Annotated in this window: 22 protein-coding genes and 4 pseudogenes; 8 read left to right on the top strand and 18 right to left on the bottom strand. The window is 68.7% G+C overall.

The window, feature by feature from the left end:
* Positions 1-109: 109 nt before the first annotated feature.
* Both AB0I18_RS27530 and argG read right to left on the bottom strand, forming a co-directional pair.
* Positions 110-1045 (bottom strand): glycoside hydrolase family 5 protein, encoded by a 936-nt coding sequence (locus tag AB0I18_RS27530; RefSeq protein ID WP_363108263.1) that lies wholly within the window; start codon positions 1043-1045, stop codon positions 110-112.
* A 103-nt stretch (positions 1046-1148) separates the two neighbouring features.
* Positions 1149-2591: an argininosuccinate synthase gene (gene argG / locus AB0I18_RS27525; RefSeq protein ID WP_363108262.1), complete on the bottom strand. Its 1443-nt coding sequence runs from the start codon at positions 2589-2591 to the stop codon at positions 1149-1151.
* 119 nt (positions 2592-2710) lie between these two features.
* Here argG and ligA point away from each other — a divergent pair, with 119 nt between their 5' ends.
* Complete coding sequence (gene ligA, locus AB0I18_RS27520; RefSeq protein WP_363108261.1) at positions 2711-4816, top strand: NAD-dependent DNA ligase LigA; 2106 nt, start codon at positions 2711-2713, stop codon at positions 4814-4816.
* Here ligA and AB0I18_RS27515 read toward each other — a convergent pair.
* Positions 4794-5111 carry a hypothetical protein gene (locus tag AB0I18_RS27515; RefSeq protein WP_363108260.1) on the bottom strand — a complete coding sequence of 106 codons (318 nt, stop codon included), beginning with the start codon at positions 5109-5111 and terminating at the stop codon, positions 4794-4796. The two genes, ligA and AB0I18_RS27515, sit on opposite strands and share 23 nt — an antisense overlap.
* A 5-nt stretch (positions 5112-5116) precedes the next feature.
* Here AB0I18_RS27515 and AB0I18_RS27510 point away from each other — a divergent pair.
* Positions 5117-5311, top strand: a pseudogene (locus tag AB0I18_RS27510) (cupin domain-containing protein); the annotation flags it as partial.
* A 169-nt stretch (positions 5312-5480) separates the two neighbouring features.
* Here the strand turns inward: AB0I18_RS27510 and AB0I18_RS27505 are convergent.
* Positions 5481-6365, bottom strand: a complete 885-nt coding sequence (locus AB0I18_RS27505) for an NAD(P)-binding domain-containing protein (RefSeq protein WP_363108259.1) — start codon at positions 6363-6365, stop codon at positions 5481-5483.
* A 49-nt stretch (positions 6366-6414) separates the two neighbouring features.
* On the opposite strand from AB0I18_RS27505, the gene AB0I18_RS27500 reads away from it, so the two are divergent.
* Positions 6415-6822, top strand: a complete 408-nt coding sequence (locus AB0I18_RS27500; RefSeq protein ID WP_363108258.1) for a MerR family transcriptional regulator — start codon at positions 6415-6417, stop codon at positions 6820-6822.
* 159 nt (positions 6823-6981) lie between these two features.
* Here the strand turns inward: AB0I18_RS27500 and AB0I18_RS27495 are convergent, their stop codons facing one another.
* The 3 genes from AB0I18_RS27495 to AB0I18_RS27485 all read right to left on the bottom strand — a co-directional run bounded on the left by AB0I18_RS27495 (position 6982) and on the right by AB0I18_RS27485 (position 9727).
* Positions 6982-7740, bottom strand: a complete 759-nt coding sequence (locus tag AB0I18_RS27495) for a PIG-L family deacetylase (protein ID WP_363108257.1) — start codon at positions 7738-7740, stop codon at positions 6982-6984.
* 162 nt (positions 7741-7902) lie between these two features.
* Positions 7903-8418 (bottom strand): GNAT family N-acetyltransferase, encoded by a 516-nt coding sequence (locus tag AB0I18_RS27490; RefSeq protein ID WP_363108256.1) that lies wholly within the window; start codon positions 8416-8418, stop codon positions 7903-7905.
* A 349-nt stretch (positions 8419-8767) separates the two neighbouring features.
* Positions 8768-9727, bottom strand: a complete 960-nt coding sequence (locus AB0I18_RS27485) for a chlorophyllase (protein WP_363108255.1) — start codon at positions 9725-9727, stop codon at positions 8768-8770.
* A gap of 165 nt (positions 9728-9892) precedes the next feature.
* On the opposite strand from AB0I18_RS27485, the gene AB0I18_RS27480 reads away from it, so the two are divergent.
* The gene (locus tag AB0I18_RS27480; RefSeq protein ID WP_363108254.1) at positions 9893-10489 is read left to right on the top strand and encodes a TetR/AcrR family transcriptional regulator; all 597 of its coding nucleotides are present in this window, start codon (positions 9893-9895) and stop codon (positions 10487-10489) included.
* 100 nt (positions 10490-10589) lie between these two features.
* Here AB0I18_RS27480 and AB0I18_RS27475 read toward each other — a convergent pair whose 3' ends face one another.
* On the bottom strand, positions 10590-11360 hold the full coding sequence (locus AB0I18_RS27475; RefSeq protein ID WP_363108253.1) for a methyltransferase domain-containing protein: 771 nt from the start codon (positions 11358-11360) through the stop codon (positions 10590-10592).
* A gap of 184 nt (positions 11361-11544) precedes the next feature.
* Positions 11545-11952, bottom strand: a complete 408-nt coding sequence (locus AB0I18_RS27470) for a RidA family protein (RefSeq protein WP_363108252.1) — start codon at positions 11950-11952, stop codon at positions 11545-11547.
* A gap of 235 nt (positions 11953-12187) precedes the next feature.
* Here AB0I18_RS27470 and AB0I18_RS27465 point away from each other — a divergent pair, with 235 nt between their 5' ends.
* Positions 12188-12628, top strand: coding sequence for a hypothetical protein (locus AB0I18_RS27465; protein ID WP_363108251.1), 441 nt, complete (start codon positions 12188-12190; stop codon positions 12626-12628).
* An 86-nt stretch (positions 12629-12714) separates the two neighbouring features.
* Here the strand turns inward: AB0I18_RS27465 and AB0I18_RS27460 are convergent, their stop codons facing one another.
* The 5 genes from AB0I18_RS27460 to AB0I18_RS27440 all read right to left on the bottom strand — a co-directional run bounded on the left by AB0I18_RS27460 (position 12715) and on the right by AB0I18_RS27440 (position 17473).
* Positions 12715-13674 (bottom strand): ABC transporter substrate-binding protein, encoded by a 960-nt coding sequence (locus AB0I18_RS27460; protein ID WP_363108250.1) that lies wholly within the window; start codon positions 13672-13674, stop codon positions 12715-12717.
* 109 nt (positions 13675-13783) lie between these two features.
* Positions 13784-14722, bottom strand: a complete 939-nt coding sequence (locus AB0I18_RS27455; protein WP_363108249.1) for a TauD/TfdA family dioxygenase — start codon at positions 14720-14722, stop codon at positions 13784-13786.
* A 476-nt stretch (positions 14723-15198) separates the two neighbouring features.
* Positions 15199-15402 (bottom strand): cold-shock protein, encoded by a 204-nt coding sequence (locus AB0I18_RS27450; protein WP_363108248.1) that lies wholly within the window; start codon positions 15400-15402, stop codon positions 15199-15201.
* A 310-nt stretch (positions 15403-15712) separates the two neighbouring features.
* Entirely contained in the window at positions 15713-15988 is a 276-nt protein-coding gene (locus tag AB0I18_RS27445) for a hypothetical protein (RefSeq protein WP_363108247.1), read from the bottom strand.
* 216 nt (positions 15989-16204) lie between these two features.
* The gene (locus AB0I18_RS27440; protein WP_363108246.1) at positions 16205-17473 is read right to left on the bottom strand and encodes an MFS transporter; all 1269 of its coding nucleotides are present in this window, start codon (positions 17471-17473) and stop codon (positions 16205-16207) included.
* A 70-nt stretch (positions 17474-17543) separates the two neighbouring features.
* On the opposite strand from AB0I18_RS27440, the gene AB0I18_RS27435 reads away from it, so the two are divergent.
* Together AB0I18_RS27435 and AB0I18_RS27430 are read left to right on the top strand one after the other, a co-directional pair.
* Positions 17544-18503 (top strand): helix-turn-helix domain-containing protein, encoded by a 960-nt coding sequence (locus AB0I18_RS27435; RefSeq protein ID WP_363108245.1) that lies wholly within the window; start codon positions 17544-17546, stop codon positions 18501-18503.
* A 199-nt stretch (positions 18504-18702) separates the two neighbouring features.
* Positions 18703-19398, top strand: coding sequence for a class I SAM-dependent methyltransferase (locus tag AB0I18_RS27430; protein WP_363108244.1), 696 nt, complete (start codon positions 18703-18705; stop codon positions 19396-19398).
* A gap of 178 nt (positions 19399-19576) precedes the next feature.
* On the opposite strand, the pseudogene AB0I18_RS27425 reads toward AB0I18_RS27430, so the two are convergent.
* The 3 pseudogenes from AB0I18_RS27425 to AB0I18_RS27415 all read right to left on the bottom strand — a co-directional run.
* A pseudogene (locus AB0I18_RS27425) lies at positions 19577-19838 on the bottom strand (DinB family protein); the annotation flags it as partial.
* 33 nt (positions 19839-19871) lie between these two features.
* Positions 19872-21084, bottom strand: a pseudogene (locus AB0I18_RS27420) (transposase).
* A 117-nt stretch (positions 21085-21201) separates the two neighbouring features.
* Positions 21202-21426: pseudogene (locus tag AB0I18_RS27415) on the bottom strand (hypothetical protein); the annotation flags it as partial.
* Positions 21427-21792: 366 nt separating this feature from the next.
* Here AB0I18_RS27415 and AB0I18_RS27410 point away from each other — a divergent pair.
* Positions 21793-22533 carry a DUF4142 domain-containing protein gene (locus AB0I18_RS27410; protein WP_363108243.1) on the top strand — a complete coding sequence of 247 codons (741 nt, stop codon included), beginning with the start codon at positions 21793-21795 and terminating at the stop codon, positions 22531-22533.
* Between the two features lie 599 nt (positions 22534-23132).
* On the opposite strand, the gene AB0I18_RS27405 is transcribed toward AB0I18_RS27410, so the two are convergent.
* Positions 23133-23603 carry a hypothetical protein gene (locus AB0I18_RS27405; RefSeq protein WP_363108242.1) on the bottom strand — a complete coding sequence of 157 codons (471 nt, stop codon included), beginning with the start codon at positions 23601-23603 and terminating at the stop codon, positions 23133-23135.
* Positions 23604-24235: the final 632 nt, after the last annotated feature.

Below are 24235 nucleotides of genomic sequence, written 5' to 3'. Positions count from 1 at the left end.
CTGCAGGGCCCACTGCCTGCGGTTCTTCTTCGAGGCGGCGTCGACACTCCGCTGTGGCCGGAAGACGTGGACAGCCCGTAATGCCGGTCGCGGTTCCTCGCCCAGTGCGTCACATGGTGGGGATCAGAGCCTGGCGCAAGGGCTCTCGCCAGGTATCGGTCTCGCGGGCGTAGGCACTGAAGTCGGTGCCGAACTCCCAGTAGGCCCAGCCGATCCCCAGGAGCTCGGCCTTCTCCCGTACGCAGGCGGTCCAGCGGGCGCGGGAGTCCATGTCCGCCTGCTCGTACGCGCCGAACTCGCCGATGAACAGCGGGACCCCATGAGCGTCCGCCCAGGCCGCGGCCACGCCAAGGTCGTCGTCAACGGCCTTCCGGTCGGCTTCCCCGCCCCAGGTCGTGCCGAGCCACGAGGCGGCCCCCTCGACCCAGGACGCGCCCTGATGGGTGAACTCGAACGGGGCGTAGTAGTGGACGGTCGCCACCAGGTGGTCGTCATCGGGCAGTTCGAGCTTCGCCAGAGCGTGGATATCGTTCATTTCCGCCGCCCCGATGAGCACGGTGCGTTCCGGGTTCGATTCCCGTACGGCGGCCAGGGCATGGGGCAGGAGGGTGTTCCACCGTTGCGCGGTCATGGCGGCGCGAGGCTCGTTGAGCAACTCGAAGTGGAGGAGGTCCGGGTGAGCGGCGTAGCGCGTGGCTATCTGCCGCCACAACGCCAGGAACCGTTCTGTCTGCTCGTCCGGCGTGTGGTTGAGCTCGTGGTAGTGGTGCATGTTGAGTACGACGTTCAGATCCCGTGCCAGTGCCTCGTCGACCGCTCGGTCCACGCGCTGGAAAAAGTCCTGTCCGATGGCGTAGGGAGCGGTCTGCTCGGCGTGCGCCGACCACGCCACCGGCAACCGGACCGTGTCGAACCCGGCGGCCTTGATCTCATCGAAATACCGCCGCCGCAATTGAAGCGCGTGCTCGTGACCGTCGAGGGCGTCCAGGGCGTTGCCGAGGTTGATCCCCGAGCCGAGCGTCACGGACGAGGACGAGCGCGGCATGTGGCCTCCGATTCGGACAGCGTCCTGGGCACGGAGAGCGTATCCGAGCGGTTGTCGCATGCCGGGCTCCTGCCCGGATCGATCGGCGGCCGCCCCGGTGCCGTCAGTCGGTCCCGGACTCCATCGCGGCTTGGTCGAGCAGTTCGTCGTGTTCGGGGCTCTTCCCACCCGATGCGATCGCCTCGGCCCCGCCTTCGTGCAGCACACCGATCAGGCTTGTCGCCCGCGCGGCGCCGATCGGCGCCGCGGGCGGGGTGCCGACCAGGCCGAGTCCGGCGTACAGCTCGAGCTTGGCGCGGGAGTCGGCGATGTCGAGATTGCGCATGGTCAGCTGACCGATGCGGTCGACCGGCCCGAAGGCGGAATCCTCGGTCCGCTCCATGGAGAGCTTGTCGGGGTGATAGCTGAACGCCGGCCCTGCCGTGTTCAGGATCGAGTAGTCCTCGCCCCGGCGCAGCCGGAGGGTCACCTCGCCGGTGACCGCCGTCCCGATCCAGCGCTGCAGCGACTCGCGCACCATCAGAGCCTGCGGGTCCAGCCAGCGGCCTTCGTACAGGAGCCTGCCCAGCCGTCGTCCCTCGCTGTAGTAGATCGCGAGGGTCTCCTCGTTGTGGATCGCGTTGACCAGCCGCTCGTACGCCGCGTGCAGCAACGCCATTCCAGGCGCCTCGTAGATGCCTCTGCTCTTGGCCTCGATGACCCGGTTCTCGATCTGGTCGGACATGCCCATGCCGTGCCGGCCACCGATGGCATTGGCCTCCAGCACCAGGTCGACGTCGGAGGCGAAAACCTTGCCGTTGATCGATACCGGGCGTCCCTGCTCGAAGCCGATCGTGACGTCCTCGGCGGGGATCTGCGTGGTGTCGTCCCAGAACCGCACGCCCATGATCGGCTCGACGGTCTCGATGCCCGCGTCGAGGTGCTCGAGTGCCTTGGCCTCGTGGGTCGCGCCCCAGATGTTCGCGTCGGTGGAGTAGGCCTTCTCCGTGCTGTCCCGATAGGGCAGGCCGCGCTCGTGCAGCCACTCGGACATCTCCTTGCGGCCGCCCAGTTCGCTGACGAAGTCCGCGTCCAGCCACGGCTTGTAGATCCGCAGGGACGGGTTGGCCAGCAGGCCGTACCGGTAGAACCGCTCGATGTCGTTGCCCTTGAAGGTGGAGCCGTCGCCCCAGATCTGCACGTCGTCCTCGATCATCGCGCGCACCAGCAGGGTTCCGGTGACGGCCCGCGCCAGCGGTGTGGTGTTGAAGTACACGCGGCCGCCGGACCGGATGTGGAACGCCCCGCACGCCAGGGCAGCCAGCCCCTCCTCCACGAGCGCCGCCCGGCAGTCGACCAGCCGGGCGACCTCCGCGCCGTACGTCGTGGCACGGCCGGGCACCGACGCGACGTCCGGCTCGTCGTACTGGCCGATGTCAGCGGTGTAGGTGCACGGCACGGCACCCTTCTCCCGCATCCACGCGACCGCCACCGAGGTGTCGAGGCCCCCGGAGAAGGCGATCCCGACGCGTGCACCGACAGGCAGGGAGGTGAGCACTTTGGACATGTGCAGAAGTATGCGCTGCATAGCATTAACATGCAATGCCTTTTCGGAGTCCATGCTTCACCGGTGATCCGTGTCCGCCGTCGGCTGCGTTGTCAGTGGTGGCAGGCAGGATGGCAGGCATGACGACACCCGTTGCAGTGATCGTGGACGCCGCCGCCTACGCGCAGGCGGTCGAGGACGCGGTGAAGGCCGCGGCCGCCTATTACGCGAGCGGCACGTCGGTGCTGGACGACGACGCCTACGACCGGCTGGTGCGCGGCATCGCGGCATGGGAGGCCGAGCATCTCGACCAGGTGCTGCCCGACTCGCCGACCGGGAAGGTCGCCGGTGGCGCCGTCGAGGGGGATGTCCCGCACACGGTGGCGATGCTGAGTCTGGACAACGTGTTCTCGGCCGATGAGTTCACCGCCTGGACCGCGTCGCTGGCCCGGCGCATCGGCCACGATGTGGAGCAGTTCAGTGTCGAGCCGAAGCTGGACGGTCTGGCGATCGCCGCCCGCTACACGCTCGGCCGCCTCACCAGGCTGATCACCCGTGGCGACGGGACGGCCGGGGAGGACGTCTCGCACGCGCTCGACACCATCGTGGGCCTGCCGCGGGAACTGGCCGAGCCGGTCACGGTGGAGGTACGCGGCGAAGTCCTGATGACCACCGCCCAGTTCGAGCACGCCAACGAGGTGCGCACCGCACACGGCGGGCAGCCGTTCGCGAACCCGCGCGGCGCCGCGGCCGGCAGCCTGCGCGCCAGGGAACGTGCGTACACGGTGCCGATGACGTTCTTCGGTTACGGGCTGCTGCCCCTGCCCGACACCGAGGCCGAGCTCGCCGGGCGGCTGGGCGAACTCGCACACAGCGACCTCATGGCGCACGCCGCCGAGCTCGGGGTGAACACGACCGCCGGCACCGCCGTGCCCGGCACCACCGCCGCCACGGTCGAGCAGGTCCTGGCCCGGGTACAGGAAATCGCCGCGCTGCGGGCCGAGTTGCCGTTCGGGATCGACGGAATCGTCATCAAGGCCGACCTGGCCGCCGACCAGCGGGCCGCCGGATCCGGCACCCGCGCCCCGCGCTGGGCGATCGCCTACAAACTGCCCGCCGTCGAGAAGATCACCAGACTGCTGGAGGTGGAGTGGAACGTGGGCCGCACCGGCGTCATCGCCCCGCGCGGCGTGCTGGAACCGGTCGTCATCGACGGGGCCACCATCACCTACGCCACCCTGCACAACCCGGCCGACATCACCCGGCGCGACCTGCGCCTGGGCGACCACGTCATGGTCCACCGCGCCGGCGACGTCATCCCCCGCATCGAAGCCCCCGTCGCTCACCTGCGCACCGGAGACGAACAGCCCATCGTCTTCCCCGAGATGTGCCCGCGGTGCGGTTCCGCCATCGACACCAGCCAGCAGCGCTGGCGCTGTGAGAACGGCCGCAACTGCCACCTGGTCGCCGCCCTTTCCTACGCCGCCGGCCGCGACCAGCTCGACATCGAAGGACTCGGCCACACCCGCGTCGTCCAGCTCGTCGAAACCGGCCTGGTCACCGATCTCGCCGGCCTGTTCGCCCTCACCCGCGACCAGCTCCTGGGCCTGGAGCGGATGGGTGAGACCAGCACCGACAACCTCCTGGCCGCACTCGACACGGCCAGGACCCGGCCGCTGTCACGGGTGCTGTGCGCGCTGGGCGTACGCGGCACCGGCCGGTCCATGTCCCGCCGCATCGCCCGCCACTTCGCCACCATGGACCACATCCGCGCCGCCGACGCCGAAGCGATGCAGCAGGTCGACGGAATCGGCACCGAGAAGGCACCGTCCATCGTCGCCGAACTCGCCGAACTCGCCCCGCTCATCGACAAACTCATCGCGGCCGGGGTCAACATGACCGAACCCGGGGCCACCCCGTACCAACCCGCCGTCAACAGCGGTGAAGAGGACGGTGCGGCTGCTGAGGACAGCGGTGCGAGCGAGGCGGCCGCCGGGCCGCTCGCGGGGATGACGGTCGTCGTCACCGGCGCGATGACCGGGCCGCTGGAGAAGCTCAGCCGCAACCAGATGAACGAACTCATCGAACGCGCCGGCGGCCGCGCCTCGTCCAGCGTCTCCAAGAAGACCACCCTCGTCGTCGCCGGCGAGAACGCCGGGTCCAAGCGCGCCAAGGCCGAAACCCTCGGCATCCGCCTGGCCGACCCGGACGAGTTCGCCACCCTCATCGCCGACTGCCTCGACTGACAGTGACCGTGAGGGCGAGCACCTCTTCCATCGCGGCCCGTAGTTCCTCGTCCTGGAGGACCGCCCGGTAGTCCCGGTGGAGGCACAGACGCCGGTCCCGTCCCTTCACCGTAAGAAGGGCGGGACGCACCGCGGGGGTGCTCACGCCGATCCGGGCCAGGGCCCGCAGCGCGTCACCGAAAACCCCATAGCCATAGCCGTAGCCGTCGACGATCGGCAGGATGAACTCTTCCAGAACCGAGGTGCTCGGCTCCGGCGAGCCCGTGATCGACCACAAGGTGACCGCGGCCTGCATCCGGTGCCGGCACGCTGCACCTCGTCCTCGGCGAGCACAACCTGATTCTCAAACCCGGGGAAGCCGCGGAGTTCGACACCCGCACCCCGCACCGGTTCGGATCCACCGGCGCCGGTCCCGTCGAGTACCTCGGCCTCATCGGCAAACAAGGCGAACGCGCGTACGTCCGCACAGCGCCGAAACCAGGTCAGTCCGAGTGAGATCGACAGGCCGACGCCCGAGCAGTCGTCAACGCACCTCGACCTTGACCTGCTGCTCCCAGGTCACTCCGTCGTCAGGATCTCTGGCAGCACCACCACACCACCAAAGCTCGTGCCCCTGTACGGAGTTGACTTCACCGAGACCGCTTGATCCCGGTGTTGGGACGGGTCAGTCGCCGCGGGGTTTGCCGAACTCCTCGATCAGCACGGGGTACTGCTCCCCACCGTGTCCGGCGGCGATCGAGCGGTCGGCCATCGCCTTGATCAATTTCGGCAGTTCGGCGTTGACCCCCAGCGCCTCGCTCTCCTCGATCAGGTGCGCCATCGCCCGCGCGTCCGTCTCCAGGGCCGACACCTCGGCCGGGAAGGATCCACTGTCGATCTGCTCGGCATACCCGGGCAGCCATGCGGCCACACCGGCAGCGATCTGCTGCGCGAACGGCGCATACGTCGCGGCGTCGACACCGGCCGTCCTGAGCAGGGCAGTGCCCTGGAGCCAGGCGTTCAGGACGCTCCACATCATGGCCAGGCCGGCCACGTCGTACAGGGACGCCAGCCCGTGGTCCGCACCGAGGTGGGTGACGGTTCCGAGCGCGTCGAGTGTTGACTTGTGTGCCTCGAAGTCCGGCTGCGGCCCGCTGTGCAGAATCATCGCCTCGGCGGTCCCGATCGCCGGGGGGATGGCCATGATGGCGCCGTCGAGGTAACGGGCGCCGCGCCGCTCGGCCCATTGGGCGGCTTCCCGGGCCTGGGCCGAGTCGCCCGAGGTCAGGTTGATCAACGTCGCGCCGTCCAGCTCGATCCCGCTCGCGCCGAGCAGCTCGTGCACGGCCGGGTAATCGGTGACACAGATGATCGTCAGGGAACCTGCCTTGAGCGCGGCACCAACCGTTGGCGCCAGGCGTGCGCCGCCGGCCACGAGTTGGTCAGCCTTGGACGTCGTACGGTTCCACACAGTTGTGGGATGCCCGGCCTTCAGGAACGCGCCGGCGAGTGCCTGGCCCATCAGTCCGAGTCCGATGACTGTCACGGGTGTATCGGCTTTGTTGTTCATGGCAGCATCGTCAACGTTGATACCGGTATGAAGGTCAAGTGAGGTTTCGATGCGCATCGGGGAACTGAGTCGCCGGACGGGCGTCAACGCCCATCAGCTGCGCTACTACGAGGCCCAGGGCCTGCTGGAAGCAGACCGCGGCGCGAACGGGTACCGCGAGTACGACGAGAACGCCATGCTCCGGGTGAAGCAGATCCGGCATCTGCTCGGTGCCGGCTTATCCTCCGAGGACATCGCGTACCTGTTGCCCTGCGCCGTCGGAGAGGCCCCGGAGCTGCTGGGGTGTCCCGAGTTGCTGGCCGCGATGCGGTCACGGTTGCGGCGGCTGGACAATCAGATGACCAGGCTCGCTCAATCCCGCGCCGCTCTCGCCGACTACATTGATGCGGCCGATCGAATGGGCAGCGAGAGCTACCCACCCTTCGACGACGCCGACCAGGAACCCGTCCCGGCCTGAGCTGAGGATCGGGCCGACCACGGCCAACCACCCCTGACCCGCAGGGCCCAAGTCAGTCGGTACGCCACTCCGTCGGCGGGGCGGCGAGCCGGACGCGCATCCCCTGTTGGTGAGCCTTCCGGTCCCTTGCCTTCGATGCCAATCCGTCAGTGCCGCTTGTCAGACTGTGAGTTCCGTCTGGGCCGACACGGCGGAGACGGTGTCGTGGCGGATATACCACTCGGTGGACAGGGCCCGCTCGCGGACCGCAGGTGGCAAGCGGGCGAGCAGCCCCGGCGCGGCCCCGCGCTCCACCTCGGTGCGATGGGCCAGCACGGCCGCCCACTTCCGCTCCAACCAGGGGCTGACGTCGACCGTCGCGGTGATCCACTCGTCCGGAACACTGTTCATGGCCTTACCCGCGCGGGCCAGGTCGCTCAAGGCCCGGACAGCCGAGTGTGGATGTGTGGCGAAATACAGGGCGCTCGGCTGCCAAGGGGGACCGGCATCCGGACAGAGCCGCTCAAGCCCGGCCGCCCCAACCGCAAGCGTGGTCACGCGGTGGACGTGAACATGGTCCGGATGGCCGGTCAGCCCGCCGTAGGCGTCATGGGTGATCACGACTTCCGGGCGGAACTCCCGAAGGTGCGCGACCAGCCGTCCTGTCGTCTCGTCGAGCGGCGCGTCGCAGAACCGCACACGGCCCGGAGCCGACTGTGGTGCGCGAGCGTCGGCATAACCGAGCATCCGTGGCTTGCCGGCACCCAGGATACGGAGCGCCTCGGCCAGTTCCGCGCCGCGCCGAGTGTCCGGTGCCCACGTCGCCGTGACGACCGCGGTCCGAGCGCCCCCGGCCGCGTGCCGTGCCAGCACCCCGCCCGACCACAGGGACTCGTCGTCCGGATGAGCGAAAACCGCGAGCAAACTCGGCACGGGCACGGGCGGATCACCTTCCGGCACGACAAGCCCAACCAGGCTACAGGGACGCCATGTTCACTGGGGTGCCGCTGCCTCTGCGAGAGTCGGGTGACTGCCCCAAGTCTCGTGAACCCGCCCGGGCACCGAGGCCGGCGGCTTGTGCGCCGCCGGCCTCGGTCGGGACTACCGCTGATCCGGCTCCGGTGCTGCGGTGCTGAACCGGGTCGTCGTCGCGTCGCTGCTCACGCGCCGCAAGCCGGCCTTTTCCAGTACGCGGATCGAGGCCGGGTTCGACAGTTCCGCATCGGCGTACACCGTATGGACGTTCGGCAGGGTCAGGGCGAACTCCACCAAGGCCCGGGTGGCTTCAGGGGCGTAGCCGCGGCCCCGGCGCGATGCCACGATGCCGTATCCGAATTCGAGGGCTCCGTCTCCCGGCGGCAGGAGCAGGCTGATGGTGCCGACCACCTGGCCACTCGCCCGCTCGATGATCTGTCGGTGGCCGTACTGCCCCGCGGCGTCCGGCTGTTCGGCAATGACACCGGCGATGACGCGGTCACCGTCGGCGGGGAAGTCCGCCGCCCAGTGCGTCAGTCGGCCGTTGCCCACGACGGCGGCGACCTCATCGGCGGGCCACTCCCGCAGCACAAGGCGGTCAGTGATCAGATCCGTACCGGAGGGGAAGAGGGAAGAGGACATGCGACACTCCTGGTCGTTTCGGACGACCGAGCCGCTCAGTAATCCCGCGCGACCCGGACGAGGGCATGCTGGTGAAACGCCTGGCAGCCATATTCATCAACCTCCCTCGTCGCGGCGGTAGTTACGCACATCGCACGTCAGTGCAAGTTATCAAACAGCCCAGGAGCAACCACAGCCATGCCACGGGGCCTTTGCGGAAGAACGCAAGGTAAGCGGAGCCGAAGTTCGGCGACGCCCCAACCTGGGCGGGTACACATGGCGCGCGTCAAGGTCGGTGCGGCGGCCAGCTCATCGTCGAGGGCGACCCTCTTCTGCCGTTGGTCCGCCGCAGATGTGGCGGACCTCGGGCCTACTTGGATTCGACCCGTCCGAGCGGGTCGGGTCCGGCCGTCAGCGCGTCACGCGCCTCCTGCCACGCGGCATCCCCGGGGTAGAGCTCGGTGCGCAGATAGGCCCAGGTGAGCCGCTGAACCGCGGACACTCGCTCGGGGTTCTCGTCCGTGGTCTCGGCGACGTCATATCCGGAGACCCCGCCGAGCCCGTGCTCCGCGTCGAACAGGGTGAGCAGGGACTTGGGGCCCGGGGACAGGAAGTACGGATCGGCGTGCCATTCCGGGCCCCGAACCGTCAGGTGGGCAGAGGCGTCCTTGTCGCCGGCGACCACGAGCGCGGGCGTCGTCATCTTGGAGAAATCCATGCTCAGGAAGAAGGAGTAGTTCTCGGCCACGAATTCGGTGATGGCGTCGCCGCCCCTGCCTGGCGCGGCAAGCAGTACACCCGCCTTGATCCGGGGCTCGGCCAGGTTCGCTTCCGTTCCGTCCAGCGGATCGGTGAGCCGGGCGCCCAGCAGCAGGCTCGCGGTGTGCCCGCCCATCGAGTGCCCGGCCACGGCGACCCTGCTTCGGTCCAGGCGCCCGAGGAGCTGCGGGACGGCGGCCTCGATCGCGTCGAGCCGGTCCAGGATGCGCGTCATGTCCTCGGCCCGCGATCGCCAGTACATGGGCGCCCCGGGGGTCTCGGGATCCAGACTCAGCGTCGTCGAGCTCAGGTGGGTGGGCTGGATCACAACGAAGCCGTGTGCCGCCCAGAAGTTGACGAGGGGCGCGTAGCCGTTCAGCGAGGAGAGGTTGTTCGAGTAGCCCTGACCGTGCGAGAGAAGGATGACCGGCAGGTCGCTGCCGGTCACGGGCGCGGAGACCCGCATCTCCAGGTCCACGGCTCGGCCGGGAGCCGACAGCACCACCGGACTGACCGAGAGGACGGGAGTGGGCGAACCCAGGATGTCGGCTGTGTAAGTCGGTTCACTCATGATGTGTATGTCCATTCAGTGGCCTCTGCCGCCGGTCTCATACGGCCGGCGGCGGGCGAGGCAGGCCGGAGCGTCCGGCTTCGGATACGCTGGAAGCGGAGCGTTGTTCCGATTACGATACGGAGCACCGTTCCGCTTTGTCAACGTCGTCGGAAGGAGAGCGTGGTGCCCACTACAGGCGAGCCCGGGGAGGTGCCCGCCCGCAGCAGGCGGGCCGACGCGCTGCGCAACCAGCAGACGCTGCTCGACGCGGCCGCCGCGGTGTTCGTCACGTCCGGCGTCGATGCGCCGATCCGTGAGATCGCGGCCAGAGCCGGCGTCGGGATGGGGACGATCTACCGCCACTTCCCGACTCGGGCGGACCTCGTCGTCGCCGTCTACCGCCACCAGGTCGAGGCCTGCGCCGAGGCCGGTCCGAGCCTGCTGGCCGGCGCCGACTCTCCGCTCGCGGCGCTCCGCCAGTGGGTCGACCTCTTCGTCGACTTCCTGGTCACGAAGCACGGACTCGCCAACGCGATGCAGTCGGACAGCAGCGGCTTCGCCACGCTGCACACCTACTTCCTCGACCGCTTGGTCCCCGTCTGCGCGCAGTTGCTCGACGCCGCGGTCAACGCCGGCGAAATCAGGCCCGGCACACACGCCTACGAACTGATGCGCGGCATCGGCAACCTCTGCATCGGACGTGACAGCGACCCCCGCTACGACCCCCGCCGACTGGTCGCACTGCTCCTTCAGGGACTGCAGCGACCGCAGTCATCCTGATGTCGACGGCGAGCCCGACGTCGCCTTCTCTCCATACGAGTTCGGCCCGCTCAACCTCCAGCCCGACCGAGGGGGCGGCAGTGGGCCGAGCGAGTGCTGCTCAGTTCTTACGGGCGGTCACCAGAGCGAAGGAGAGGAACTCGCCACTGTCTGCCGTGAGCATGTCGATCACGGGCTGGTTCGCCTTCCCGCCGTCCGGCTGGTGCTCGGCGCAGGCCCGGGCCCACAGCAGCCAGTCCTGCCAGGCATCCTGCTGCAGCCGCGCGGACGTGACGTTCACCAGCTCGGTGATCTCCCACTGGAACCGCCACCACTCCGCCGTGTGCCAGGCGATCGCTTCCCAGCCGACCACTTCCTTGATGTGGGGCGGGATCGCTCCCAGCTCGCGGACCTCCCGCGTCATGGCGGGAGTCGCCATGCCCAACTGTCCGCCCGGACGCAGGAACCGCACCAGGTAGGGCAGATAGGTGTCCGCCGTGCCGAAGTACTCGAACGCGTCTACGCTCACGACGGCGTCGAAGCTCTCCTCCTCGAACGGCAGGGCGCGCGCTTCCGCCCGCACGGCCTCCACCCGGTCGCCGACACCCGCCTCGGCGAAGACGGCTTCCGCATCCTCGGGGGCGATCCACCAGTCGGCCGCGACGACCCGGGCACCGTACTCACGGGCCAAGAACACCGATGTGGCGCCCTTCCCGGAACCGAGATCGAGAATCCGCATGCCCGGGCGCAGGTCCAGGGCCCCGGCGAGGTCCTCCAGCAGCCACAACGGGTTCGGCCCCATGTCCAGGTCGAGCAACCAGGCGGGGTCGTAACGAGAGGACCGCGGATAGCGGTCCGGGCGTACGAGATCACTCGAGGCAGTCACGAGCACGCACTCAAGTCGATCCCCCGCACGGACGCAACCGGATTTCGGCTCGGCGCGCCCCGGTGGCCGCACGGCATCTCGAAGCCGTGCGGCCAGAGCCGGCACGGATGCGCATGGCGCCGGCCATGTTCAGCCCGTCCTCGGCCCGGCCGTCCGACGCGTTCGTCCGCGTCGGGTCATCGTCTTGCCTTCAGTCGAGGACCGCGGTGGCTTCGATCTCGACCAGGTGGTCGGGTATGTCCAGTGCCGCAACGCCCAGCAGCGTGCCCGGCGGGACCGGAGTGACTCCCAGCTTTGCGGCCGCCCTGGCGGCCCCTTCCAGGAACAGGGGCATCTTGTCGGGGGTCCAGTCGACGACGTAGACGGTCAGTTTCGCCACGTCGTCGAAGGTGCCGCCGATGCCGGCCAGGGCAGTGCCGATGTTGAGGTAACACTGCTCGACCTGAGCGGCGAGGTCGCCTTCGCCGACCGTCTTCCCCTCGGCGTCCCAGGCGACTTGCCCGGCGATGAAGACCAACTTCGACCCGGTCGCGATCGATACCTGCCGGTAGACGTCGATCTCCGGCAGTCCTTCGGGGTTCACCAGGGTGATAGCCATGCTGATTCCTTGTCGTGAGAGCTCGTACGCTCGCGCTCCCCCGCAGCCGCAGCGGGGCGACGCCGTGGATCATGGGCAGGCTCCGAGATACGGGGCGCGCGACGACTACTTGCCCATGCATCTTATGCATACGCAACAACTCATGACTACCCCGACCACGACGGAAGCCCGTGCGACGCGGTTCGCCCTGTGCCGTTCTCCGTTTGGCGTCCGCAGCGGCGGATACCCCGCTGGTATGGCTGGAACAAGCAACAGGACAACGAGCGGACAGTCGCCGACCGCGAACGCGCGAGCGGCGAAGAAGGCCGTGGCTCAAGATGCCGCGGCACCGGCGCAGGAAGCGCAACAGGCCGCCACCGAGGCCGCGAAGAGCGCCGGGGACGCGGTCGATGCCGCCGGCCGCGGCGGCAAGGCCGCACTGGCGGGCCTCGGCGGAGCGGCGTCGGAGAAGGCCAGGGAAACGGCCAGGACGGTGCAGGGCACTGTCGCCTCGGCCGCCGAACAGACAGTCGGGAAGGCCGGCTTGGTCTGGACCCTCCTGAAGGCCAGGAAGGTCGTGGTGGCCGCCGCGGGCGCGGGGGCCGCCACCGTGATCCTCTGCTCCTACACGCTGGGGCGCCGTGCCGGACTGCGCCAGCGTGGACCGCTTTCCCGTCTCAGCGGCGGCCGTCTTTGAGCAGACGCTGCCGAGGCAGCGCTTATGCCGTGCGCGGGCCCGCCGGAGTGCACAGCTCCGACGGGCCCGGGCGGCCCCCGGGCTGGTCAGTCCCCCGGGATCCACCGCTCCCAGACGTCCCCGTTCTCGTCGATCCACCGCTTGGCGGCGGCCTCGGGCGAGAGCTTCTCCGCCGTGATCATCCTGGCGACCTCGTTCTGGTCCTCCGTACTCCACTTGAAGTTCTTCAGGAATTGCGCGGTGTCGCCGCCGTTCTCGGCGAAGTCGGCGTTGAGGTATTTCTGGAGCGGAGTATCGGGGTAGGCACAGGTCACCTTTTTGAGGTCGTCGGCACAGCCTTCCTTGTACGGAGGAAGGGCGACCTCGACAAGGTCGATCTCGGCGTTCAGCCACTGCGGGGTCCACCAATAGCTGATGAACGGCTTCTTCTTCTCGACGCTGCTCCTGATCTGGGTGATCTGGGCAGCCTCGCTCCCGGCGTACACCGGTTTCAGATTGATACCGAGGTTCTTGATGATCGCGGGGTCATTCGTGGTGTACGAGGGGGACCCCTCCAGCAGTTGGCCCTTTTCCCCGCTCTCGGCGGTCCGGAGGTCGTCCGTGAACTTGTTGAGGTTCTTCCAGTCGGTGACCTCGGGGTGCTCGTCCGCGTAGTACTTCGGAACGAACCAGCCGATGTGGCCGGTGACTCCGAGGTCGCCGCCGGCGACGACGGACTTCCGATCCGTGACGTACTTCTTCTCCTTGTCCGGGAAACCGCGCCAGTCTTCGAGCACCGCGTCTATCTCGCCGCCGTCCATGGCGTCCCAGGCGACCGGCTGGTCCATCTGCCGGGTCTTGACCTTGACGCCGAGCTCTTCCTCCAACAGGTAGGCGGCGACCGCCACATTGGCTTCGGCGCCGACCCACGACGGAACAGCCAGAGTGACCGTGTCAGCGCTCTTCGCCTTGGAGGTGTCGGCCGCCGCACAGGAGCTCAGTGCGATCATCCCCATGACGGAGACGCCGGCCAGATATCTGGTGGGTATGCGCCTGTCGAATCTCATCAGGAGTCCTCTTTCATTATCGCGTCGCGTGCGTGGACAGGCCGGCGTGCGGGCGCCAATGTGCGGAAGGACTGCCGTGGTTGCGGGGTCTGCTGCGGGTGCGTGTGGGTCAGTACGGCCGGTCGCCGGCGACCGCGACACGTTCCGCGATGCGGCGGTGCGTGCCGTAGTCGTTGACCGCGTAGTGCTGGGTGGCGCGGTTGTCCCAGAACGCGACATCGCCGGGCTGCCAGCGGAAGCGCACCTGGTATTCCGGGACATGCGCCTGTCGGCACAGGAAGCTCAGCAGCCGGTCGCTGTCGTCACGTTCCATCCCGGTGATCCGGGTGGTGAAGGAGGCGTTGACGAAGAGCAGCCGCCGTCCGGTCTCCGGGTGGGTGCGCACGACCGGGTGCTCCACGGGCGGGAAGTCATCCTGGAACGGGGCGAGCCGCTCGGGCGGATAGAAGCGGGCGAAACCGGGGATGAAGTCGTGCACGGCGGTGGCACCGTCGATGCGGTCCTTCACCTCCTGCGGGAGGTTGTCGTAGGCGGCGGCCATGTCCGCCCACATGGTGTCCCCGCCGAACGGCGGGACCTCGCGCAATTGGAGCACGGCGCCGAGCGCGGGCCGCTCCCGGAAGGTGACGTCGGCGTGCCAGATGTTCTCGAAGGTCGGCGTGGCGCCACTGCCCTTGTCGAAGCGGACCACGTCCTCGCTGGAGCCCCGGGCGAGCAGCGGATTGGTCTCCAACTCCCCCCAGTTGCGGGCGAAGTCACGTTGTTGGGCGGAGGTGAGGTGCTGACCGCGGAAGAAGAGCACCTTCCACTCCAGCAGGGCCCGGTTGAGCTCCTCGCGCAGCGCCGGCTCCAGCGGGCGCGACAGATCGACTCCGCGCACCTCGGCCCCGATCGTGCGCCCCTGCGGCACGACCTCGAAGCGTTCGTACGGGCGCTCCCCCCATCCCTCGGGCAGACGGCGCAGGACACGAGCGCCCTCGTACATCCCGCCCTCCGGTACCCAGGCCTCGCGCAGCGTGGCCGGTCGCCCGGCGTTCACGACAGTCATGGAATCCCTCTCCTGGTCCTCTTGGTCTTGGTACGCGTCCATCGATGGCAGACGACAGGCGGCTTTTGAGACGTGTGCCCTCGGGCGCCGAGAAAGGGGAGTTCAGTCGTGCGGTGCAGACGTGTGCCGGGAGTCGTCCGGGTCGTCAGGAGTCATCCGGACCATCAGAAAGAAGACCGGCACCGTCCGGGCTGCGGCGCGCAGCGAGCACATGGCTCGGCGGCAGCCCAGCTATCGGCCGGAGCGCTCGCACCCCGTGCGATCCGGGACGCGCGACGGTCCCGTAGTGACGAACCAGTGCCTGGTCATGGCGATGATTGTGGGTGTCGCTCTTTTGTCCTGTCAATGGGGACCGGCGGAGGCGGGGCCGACAGGGATGAGATCCGCGCCGATGTTCAGGCGCACGCCTCGGGACGCACCAGGACGTGCCGGTGCCCGTCCTCGGCCGACCGAGAACGGGCACCGGGGACCGCGGCTCAGGCCGGGGTGATGTTCTCCGCCTGGGGGCCCTTCTGCCCCTGAGTGACGTCGAACGTCACCTTCTGGCCCTCCTGCAGCTCACGGAATCCGTGGCCGGAGATGTTGGAGTAGTGGGCGAAGACATCCGGGCCTCCGCCGTCCTGCTCGATGAAACCAAAGCCCTTCTCCGCGTTGAACCACTTCACCGTTCCACTGGCCATGTTCGCCCTCCAAGGGACTCGCAGTCGGCGTCCGCACCGCGCGGAAGCCGGAGGTGATCGACGGGTCCTCAGCGGCGCTGAACAGCAAAACCGCCCGTGCATGAGCTCACGGGCGGAAGGTACTTCGGAACCACGACAGCTACCGGAGACGCTACACAAACCCAGCAGCGTCCACCAGGAGAATCTCGCGGAACAATCCGCGGATTCGCGGTCACGCCCGGCAGCGCTCTGCGGAAGCAACCCACCTGCGCGGGGTGCCCGACACCCGCGTTGTGGGTTTCCTTCCCGGAGTACGACACTCATCAGAGCGTCACGGTGAGTCGTCATCCGCTCGGTGTCGGCCGCCCCGCGAGCGTCGAAACCCGTTTCTGATTCTCGACGTCCACGAGACGCCGTAGATCGCCGATGCCAGGCAGGCCACGGGCAATGCGAACCACGCGGGCTTGATCGCCCCCACGGCGTACCCCTGCCACAGCATGAACAGCACCGCGGCCTCCACCAGCCACCGCGTCTTCGAGACATCCTCATCGGCTGCCCACCCCAGCCGCCGCAGCACCACCCGGCCCGCGCCCTTCGCGCTCCTCATGACCACTCCCGCCGGTAGGCGCACCCAATCCCGTCACTCAACGATGACTTGTCGAAGGGCACAGAGGTTGCCCACGCGTGCGCTCGGGCGGTGCGCGCCCCGGATATGTCCCGAACACCGGGTACTTCTGGCGCGTCGCGCCCATCGACTCCCGTCGTCGACCGCGTCCCGGCCCACAGCCCGGAGCCCGGTGAATTCCCGTCGGTGCTCCGGGACTCACCGCCGGTCCACCGGCCTCGGAGGCCGAGCGGGTCGGCCTCGATCCCGCTCCGCAGTCCGGGTCCCGGCGCCTTGTTCCTGCCCCCGTAGCGGTTCCTGTCCCTGGTGGAGTCCGCCCCAGCGCGCGCCACGACTTGGCGCGCACATCAAGGCAAGGGCCGCGATGCCCGCCGTGAGGAGGAACGCGGCGCGCAGGCCGTGGAGTTCGGCATACGCGCCGAGCAGCGCGGGTCCCGCGATCGTGCCCAGTCCCAGGAAGAAGACGGTGACGCTCAAGCCGGCAGAGGGCTTCTCGGGGAAGACGCGGTAGCTCCACACCGCGAGGAGCCCGGATCCCGTCATGAAGCACGGGCCATACAGCAGGGCGGAGAGTACGACGGCGGGGAGCGCGTCGGGGGCGAGGCCGAGCAGGGCGAGTGCGACGGCGATGCCGCAGAAGAGTCCGAGGTGAACGCGACGGATCCCGTACCGCGCGATGGCGTGACCGGCCAGCGCCCCCACCATGCCGGCCGCACCCATCAGGGACCAGAACAGGGGTGCGGTGGCGGAGCCGGTGCCCGCGGCGTCGGTGATCGCCTCGACGGCGAAGGACCAGTAGACGGAGCCGACGACACCGTAGAGGACGGCGGTGAGCAGGAGCGGCAGCGCGCTGCGGCGGTACGTCGGCCGACCCTTGCTCGATGTCGGCCGGCCCGAACCTCCGGGCAGCACACGGGCGTTGTACGCGGTCGACGCCAGCGCCGCCAGTGCGAAGACCAGCCAGGCGTACCGCCATCCCGTGCCGCGGGCGAGCAGCGCCAGCGGACCCGCGACCACGACGGCGAAGGCGGTGCCGCTGGCGATGGCGCCCATGACCTGCTCACGCCGCCCGGTCGGCACCATCCGGTCGACCGCGTCGGAGTAGGGGGCCCAGGCCCAGCCGGAGCTCGTACCGGCGAGGATCAGCCCGGTGATCAGCAGAGCCGGTCCCTGGGCGAGCGCCACCAGCCCCATCCCGACGGCGGCGGAGAGCCCGCCGACGAGGACGAGCGGGCGCGGGCCGAAGCGCGCGACGAGGGCGCCGACCATCAGCAGCGCGGCCAGATAGCCGACGTAGGTGGCGCTGCCGATCACCCCCACCAGAGAGACGGAGAGCCCGAACTCCTCGCGCAGTTCGGGGAGGAAGAGCCCGTATCCGTACCGGGCGAAACCGAATGTGACGCCGATCGCCGAGATCCCGGCGAGAGCCAGCCGGTGACCGGGCGCGGTCGATGAGTTCCATGCCATGCACCCACCATCCGACCTGCGCCTATCCCAGACCATTGGCGAAAACGTCAGCTTCCACTAGATTTACGCCATGGCGCTTCGTGTGATGGTGACCCTGTTGGAAGAGACCTCACTGTTCGAGCTGGCCGTGCCCTGCGCGGTGTTCGCGGGCGAGGGGTACGAGCTGACACTGTGCGCCACCGCACCGGGTGGCGCACAGCATGCTCCCGGCGGTCTGCGCCTGGAGGCCGAGCACGGCCTTGAGGCGCTGCGCGAGGCGGATCTGATCGTGGTCCCGGCCTGCATGATGGACGGCTACGAGCCGCCGGCCGCCCTGCTCGACGCGCTGCGCGAGGCGCACACCCGCGGCGCGCGGATCGCTTCGCTCTGCTCGGGCGCCTTCGTGCTGGCCGCGGCCGGGCTGCTCGACGGGCGTCCGGCGGCGACCCACTGGATGTACGCGGAGGAACTGCGCCGCCGCCATCCGTACGTACACGTCGACGACCGTTCGCTGTACGTCGACGACGGTTCGATCCTCACCAGCGCGGGCACGGCCGCCGCCATCGACCTGTGCCTGCACATCGTGCGCGGCGACTACGGCACGGCCGCGGCGGCGGAGGTCGGCCGCCGGATGGTCGTGGCCCCGCACCGGGAGGGCGACCAGACCCAGTACGCACTGCCGTCGGCCCCTGTCCCATCGCAGGCGGCGGGCCTCGGGCCGGTGCTGGACTGGTCGCTGGCCCGGCTCCACCGTCCGCTGCCGATCGCCGAGTTGGCGTCCCGGGCGGGGATGAGCACCCGGACATTCGGCCGCCGCTTCACGGCTGAGGTCGGTGTCACCCCGCTGAAGTGGCTCAACCAGCAGCGGCTCGCGCGGGCCCGGGAGTTGCTGGAGACGACGGATCTGGGGGTGGACGCGGTGGCGGAGCGAAGCGGCCTGGGCAGCGCGGACAGTTTGCGCCAGCACTTTCACCGGACACTGGCGACGACTCCGGCGGCGTACCGGCGCACTTTCCGGATGGGCACCCCTCAGCGGCTGCCGGGCAGCTGACCACGTACGCGCTGTACCCCGGGCATCTCGAAGACCGCTCGTACGAGAACTCGTACAGAAACCGTCGGTGCCCGCCAAACGCCGCAGCCGGACAGGATCATGGGCTGCCGCCGTTCCGTGTCCGGGACCGCGGTCAACGGCGCACCGACCACCGCGCTGTCTCTCGCGGTGGCGTCCTGGGGTGCCGCACAATGGTCCGATGACCGACAGGACTTCGCCAGCCGCGCCCCAACCGCCGCACCTGTTGGTCGAAGACGACGAGCTGACCGGGTATTCCGTGGTGGCCAACAGCACCATGAACCGCGATCGGGTCCTGACGGGCGTCAACAGCTACACCCGCGAACTCGGCTTCGCCCCCGCCGAGTTCCTGAGCGGCCACGGCCCCTCCCCGTCCTGGCTGGACCTGTGCAGCGGAGAGGGGCTCGCGCTCCGCGCAGCGGCGCAGCAGCTCCCGCAGGCCGCGATCACCGGCGTGGACCTGGTCGGCCCGCTACTGCGGACAGCGCTGCCCAGCGGCCTCGAACTCATCACCGCAGACCTCGGCCAATGGTCGCCAGGACGCCGTTACGACCTCATCACCTGCGTCCACGGGCTGCACTACATCGGCGACCGGCTCGCCCTGCTGGAGCGGGCCGCGTCCTGGCTCACCGGCAACGGCCTGCTGATCGCCCATCTCGACCCCTCGACGCTGCGACGACCCGACGGCGGCGACGCCTCCCGCCCGGTCCTGGCAGCACTGCGCACGGCCGGCTTCCACTACTCGGCCCGCCATCACCGCCTCAGCCTGCGGGGCGGACGCTCCATCACACTCCCGTTCACCTACCTCGGCGCCGACCCGGACGCCGGTCCCAACTACACCGGCCAGCCGGGCGTCGCGTCGTACTACCGCTTCTGAGTCCTACAGAAGGCGACGGACGTGCTCCCGACACACTCGATCCATGAAACACGGGCGACACCTGCTGCGACGATGCCCGGCTCAACCGGATCCCGGCGGGCGCCAGTTCACTTGGATCAGCGCCGGGCTCACCGGGACGAAGATCGTGCGGCTGCCCGTGTGGCCACTGGCGGCGGGGTCACGCCTGTCGTGCACGGTACAGATCGCGTATCAAGGCGATTTCGGCTCCGTGGTGCACGACTTCCTGATTGACCCACCACACGATGTCGACGAACGGTTCGTCCACGTCGCTGCCATGGGGATAGGTGCAGTAACCGACGGTCTCGAGCGCGGCTTCGTCGGCACCCACCAGCGCCTTCCGCCAAGCCGCGGCGCCCGCGTCGAAGGCGGAGCCACAGCATTTCGCTCAGGTGGCTCAGGCGCCACGCGATGGTGTTGAATCCTCCCCTCCCTGGTGGGAGGGGATTTCTGGCTCAGGCTGCCTTCTGGAGCTGCGCTCCAGGAGGTCTTGCGCCATCAGTACCAGCCGGGTTGAGACCAGCCCGGACGAGCATCACGCGGGCGGAGTTCTTGTCCCGTGGGGACACGGCTCCGCACGCGTGCAGGTGTAGGTGCGTTCACCCAGCGGCAGGCGATGCTTGGCTCTCGCATCGCAGCTGGCGCAGTCCATCGTGGTGTGCGCGGGATGGACCAGGCGGAGGTCCCGCCCGTGCTTGCGGCCCATCTCGATCAGGGCGGCCTTGGTGGCGCCGATGGCGGCGTCGGCGGCCTTGCGGGCCATCGTGGTCTTGGCCAGGAACTTCGGGCGGAAGTCCTCGACGGCGATGGCGTCGTGGTCCCGGACGACCTTCTTGGCCCACTTGCGGCCGCTGTCCGCACGCTGCCTGGCGACCTTCTTGCACGCCTTCGCCCGCAGCTTCTTCGCCGCGCGGTAGCCCTTCGATCCGGGCGAGCCCTTCTTCGGCTTGCGGCGGGCCATCATCCGGTCGTAGTGGGTCAGCTTCGCCTGGGCCTTCCTGCCGTGCCCGGCGTGGGAGGTCGTGTGCGTCGGAGGTGGTGGTCGCGGTCTCCCTCACGCCCCAGTCCACGCCGAGCACCTGGCCGGTCTTGGGCAGGGGCTGGAGCTGGGCGGGCACGACGAACGAGCCGTACCAGTGTCCGAGGCTGTCCTGGTACACGCGTACCGAGGACGGCTCGGCCGGCAGCTCCCGCGACCACACCCGCAACGACGATGCCGCCCGCCAGGTACAGCCGCCCGTCCTTCAGCCGGAACCCGCGCTTGGTGTAGTTGAGGGTCGCCAGCGCCTCGCGTTTGGTCTTCCACTTCGGCATCTGGGCCCGCCGCGCCAGGGGCAGGCGCGCGGTGAGGTCTTTGTGCGCTTTGGCGCGGGAGCGGCCGAAGTCGCGGATGATCTGCTGCTGGACCACCGATGAGCCCGCGCGCAGCCACGGCGTACGAGCCCGGGCCTCGGTCAGCATCCGGTCGAGCTGAGCCGGGCCGCACGTGGCCTGCTGGCCGGTGGCCTTGTTGTGCAGGTGTACGGCCCTGGCCTTGGCGACGCATTCGTTCCACACCCACCGGCAGCGGTCCCACTCCGCCGCCAGACCGGTGCCAGCGGAGGACGACAGGCGCAGCCGGTAGGTGTACCGGGCATGCCCGGCCCCCACAGCCGCCGCAGCCGCCATCACCTGCACCATCTCGCCCCTCACGGTCCCGGCCGGGACACCGTGCCGTCCCGAACCCACCCGGATGCGATTCCTCCCCGGCGTGGACGCCGGGGCCTCCTCGCAAAAAACAGGTGGACCCGGTCCGTCCGCACGCCGCCGGACCGACCAGCAACTCGGCACCGGCTCCCAGAAGTACTCCTCGTCGGTCATGGGTCCGACCTCGGTGTCCGAACCGTCACCGCTGTCCATCACCGGCCCTGTCAGACGGCCGGCCAGCCGCTCGCAGGCGAAGTCGAACTGCTCCAACAACGGGGCAGGCGAGGCGCTGTCATGACGCTCCCAAGGCGAGCCGGCAGGCACTTGGAGGAAGGAAGAACTGATGACCCACCAGCCTGGCACAACCGGCAACACCCGGTCTCTCGTTTTCGGCGGGGTACTCCGCGGCAGGAGTCCCTGGGCCTGAGGCCTTCACGCAGTTCGTGGTCCAGGACACGGCCGCGCGAAGCCCACGCGCTCGAAGAAGCCGAACCACCACGTCGCCTCTGGCGGATCACCCAGGCCAAGTCCTGACAGCCGCCCCGCTCCGTGTCACCATCATCATCAGCGCCATCATTGCCAAGTGACGCATGACACATAGCAGCGTGCAAATTTTACCCAACGCAATGATGGATCCGCCTGATGTATCCGTACCCCCTGGCGTACAAGCCGCTCACGCCCGGAGGCATCATGCGCGTATCGCAACGCACGGCAGGAACCACATTTGTGATCGGCGGCCTGGTCTTGACCCTCGGGGCACTCGCCTACCCAGCCATCCTGGGAATAGAGAATACGGCCACCAACACGGAGCGCATCGTCGCCAACACACGGTACGGGCCCCTGACCGAAGCCGACCGCGACTTCGTCGTCAAGGTCCGCGCGGCCGGACTGTGGGAACACCCCCTCGGACTGATGGCCATGGAACGGGGCACGACCCCGGCCATGAAGGAGGCCGGCGAACACCTGGTCGCCGGCCACGCCGGACTCGACGAGATGTGCCGCAAGATCGCCCCCGAGCTGGGTATCACCCTGCCGAACCAAGCCAGTCCGCAGCAGCAGCAGTTCGTGGCGACTGTGGACGGGAGCACTGGTAAGCAGTTCGACACGACCGCGGTCAACATCATGCGGGTGACCCATGGCCAGATCTTCCCGACCATCGCCAAGATCCGCGCCTCGACCCAGAACACGATGATCCGCCAGCTCGCCGACCTGGCGAACGACACCGTCCTGGACCACATCACCGTGCTGGAGAAGACCGACCTGGTCAACTACGACCAAGTCAACTTCCAGCAGACCACCCCGCCCAAGCTGCCCAAGGACGAACTCACCCCGCCCGCGCCGCAGCCGGGCTCACCGGTCCTCTCCCTCAACGTGCCCGAGGGCGTGGACGTGGACACCGCCGCCCCGAAGCCCAGCCCGACGGCCGGGTGACGGTGTGAGGGGGTGAGGGAGGGTCCGCCCCGGCAGGCGCGAAGCCGGTGTCGTCGATAGTCAACATGCCATTGGGCTGAGCGAGTTGAGGGACGTCCGACTGGAGTGCTGAGGTTCCATTTCGGCCGCCCGTTGACACCAGCAGCCGGAGTCGGCAGCTCTCGCACCCCTGGAACCCCGCTGTCTCCCGCGTGTGCCGTTTGAGGTCCGACAACCCCGCTGCGTCCACCTCGCACTGGTCTTGAACCGTAGGAGGTACCAGCAACGGACTTCGGCGAGAAGCGGATTTCTGAGGTATCCGCGCCCTGTTTCGTTCAGCCGGCCTTCCGGACGTACGTGACGTCTCGTGCGGCGGCCACGAAATTCGCGGCGCCGGGTGGGACCCCGCAGCTGGCCGCCACCAGGCCGACGACCGCCTGCATCCGTGCCCACACCCACGTTCCGGGGAAAGCGTACGAAGGGCTCGTCGGCCAGGGAGCGGATATGCAGGCGCTGTTGGCCGGGGCCAACTTGTGGTCGCCGGGCAGTACAAGAGCCGCCCGCCCCGGCTTCCGGGGGCGGGCGGCGAGATGTCCTGAGGTCAGGCGGTCAACGTGTGGTTATGCGTGGCCGCCGTAGCCCAAACTGCATGTCGAATAGATACCCACTACTGCGCAGAGCTGGAATTGGACTGTGGTGCCCTCAGCCAGATCGCCGGTGTTCCACGGGCTGACGTAGGTGGCCGCGTGACCACGCGTGGTGGCAACGCGCCCCGTCGCCGGAGAAATCATCTTGGCCTCCATGCCACGTCCGTCCGAAAGCCGGTCCGCGACCTGAAACGCGTCCCCGGGAATCCCGCAGCACCCCGGATCGGCGTTCCATTTCATGACGCCCGCGACGGCGCCGCCGTAGTAGGAGGTGATGCTGAAGCTCCCGTCGGCAGACACCGCGCTCTTCGAGAACGTCCAGTCGACTGCCGCCGCGTTGGTCGCTCCGACAGTGACGGAACCGCCGACAAAGAGTGCACTCGCCGCCAGGAGCGTGCCGAATCGGCTCCTCAACCGCCTTGTCATTCCGTGCATTTTGAACATAGTTCTCCTGTGACCACTTGACCAGTTAGGGAATCCGGCGAACCGTCACGTGCCGTTTGCTGGATCGGTTACGGCGTATTCGGGCCCTTCACGAGATTGTCACGAGGTCGCTGAGACTGTCGTTGACGATGAGTCCACAGATTGCTTGACGCTGCGTCTATTACCGCTCGGCGCATAGCGCTTCGCCCTGCCGGGAGCCGCCCCACTTCTCCGGCGGGGCAGAAGCGGCGGCAACGGCCGAATGCCCACTCGGTTGTCCTCGACGGCCTGGAGCTGGACCCAGGATCCACACCTCCACATCGGCGCCCTCGCCTGGGACGACGTGTGCCTCGACGCCCTCCGGGGAGAGGGCCAGGGGACGAGTCCGACCCCGATGGAGCCGGACGCCTGGGTCGCAGGCGTTCAGTCGTCGCTCCCCACCACTGCGTCCACCCAGCCGAACGGATGCGGCTCCGGATCGCCCCTCGCCGGAGCAAGGGGTGGTGGACTGTTGCCGAAGCGCTGAGCGTGAATGACTTCTGGTGAGCGTGAGTGAGTGCTGGGTCGGGCTGCTTTGTTGGGCACGCGGGTCCGGTCTTCTTTGTACGTGAGGTGCTCCGGGCCCCGCTGCGGGACGGGAACGAGAGTTCCCG

Source organism: Streptomyces sp. NPDC050704 (genome assembly GCF_040654355.1).
Classification (GTDB): Bacteria; Actinomycetota; Actinomycetes; order Streptomycetales; family Streptomycetaceae; genus Streptomyces.
The sequence above is the reverse complement of the archived record's forward strand: the minus strand, read 5'-3'. Positions and strand labels throughout refer to the sequence as shown.

What these genes read in the sequence shown, in the direction of transcription:
- AB0I18_RS27530 (WP_363108263.1), bottom strand. Translation starts at nt 1,045, where the DNA reads ATGCCGCGCTCGTCCTCGTCCGTGACGCTCGGCTCGGGGATCAACCTC.
- argG (WP_363108262.1), bottom strand. Translation starts at nt 2,591, where the DNA reads ATGTCCAAAGTGCTCACCTCCCTGCCTGTCGGTGCACGCGTCGGGATC.
- ligA (WP_363108261.1), top strand. Translation starts at nt 2,711, where the DNA reads ATGACGACACCCGTTGCAGTGATCGTGGACGCCGCCGCCTACGCGCAG.
- AB0I18_RS27515 (WP_363108260.1), bottom strand. Translation starts at nt 5,111, where the DNA reads ATGCAGGCCGCGGTCACCTTGTGGTCGATCACGGGCTCGCCGGAGCCG.
- AB0I18_RS27505 (WP_363108259.1), bottom strand. Translation starts at nt 6,365, where the DNA reads ATGAACAACAAAGCCGATACACCCGTGACAGTCATCGGACTCGGACTG.
- AB0I18_RS27500 (WP_363108258.1), top strand. Translation starts at nt 6,415, where the DNA reads ATGCGCATCGGGGAACTGAGTCGCCGGACGGGCGTCAACGCCCATCAG.
- AB0I18_RS27490 (WP_363108256.1), bottom strand. Translation starts at nt 8,418, where the DNA reads ATGTCCTCTTCCCTCTTCCCCTCCGGTACGGATCTGATCACTGACCGC.
- AB0I18_RS27485 (WP_363108255.1), bottom strand. Translation starts at nt 9,727, where the DNA reads ATGAGTGAACCGACTTACACAGCCGACATCCTGGGTTCGCCCACTCCC.
- AB0I18_RS27470 (WP_363108252.1), bottom strand. Translation starts at nt 11,952, where the DNA reads ATGGCTATCACCCTGGTGAACCCCGAAGGACTGCCGGAGATCGACGTC.
- AB0I18_RS27465 (WP_363108251.1), top strand. Translation starts at nt 12,188, where the DNA reads ATGGCTGGAACAAGCAACAGGACAACGAGCGGACAGTCGCCGACCGCG.
- AB0I18_RS27460 (WP_363108250.1), bottom strand. Translation starts at nt 13,674, where the DNA reads ATGAGATTCGACAGGCGCATACCCACCAGATATCTGGCCGGCGTCTCC.
- AB0I18_RS27455 (WP_363108249.1), bottom strand. Translation starts at nt 14,722, where the DNA reads ATGACTGTCGTGAACGCCGGGCGACCGGCCACGCTGCGCGAGGCCTGG.
- AB0I18_RS27450 (WP_363108248.1), bottom strand. Translation starts at nt 15,402, where the DNA reads ATGGCCAGTGGAACGGTGAAGTGGTTCAACGCGGAGAAGGGCTTTGGT.
- AB0I18_RS27445 (WP_363108247.1), bottom strand. Translation starts at nt 15,988, where the DNA reads ATGAGGAGCGCGAAGGGCGCGGGCCGGGTGGTGCTGCGGCGGCTGGGG.
- AB0I18_RS27440 (WP_363108246.1), bottom strand. Translation starts at nt 17,473, where the DNA reads ATGGCATGGAACTCATCGACCGCGCCCGGTCACCGGCTGGCTCTCGCC.
- AB0I18_RS27435 (WP_363108245.1), top strand. Translation starts at nt 17,544, where the DNA reads ATGGCGCTTCGTGTGATGGTGACCCTGTTGGAAGAGACCTCACTGTTC.
- AB0I18_RS27430 (WP_363108244.1), top strand. Translation starts at nt 18,703, where the DNA reads ATGACCGACAGGACTTCGCCAGCCGCGCCCCAACCGCCGCACCTGTTG.
- AB0I18_RS27410 (WP_363108243.1), top strand. Translation starts at nt 21,793, where the DNA reads ATGCGCGTATCGCAACGCACGGCAGGAACCACATTTGTGATCGGCGGC.
- AB0I18_RS27405 (WP_363108242.1), bottom strand. Translation starts at nt 23,603, where the DNA reads ATGTTCAAAATGCACGGAATGACAAGGCGGTTGAGGAGCCGATTCGGC.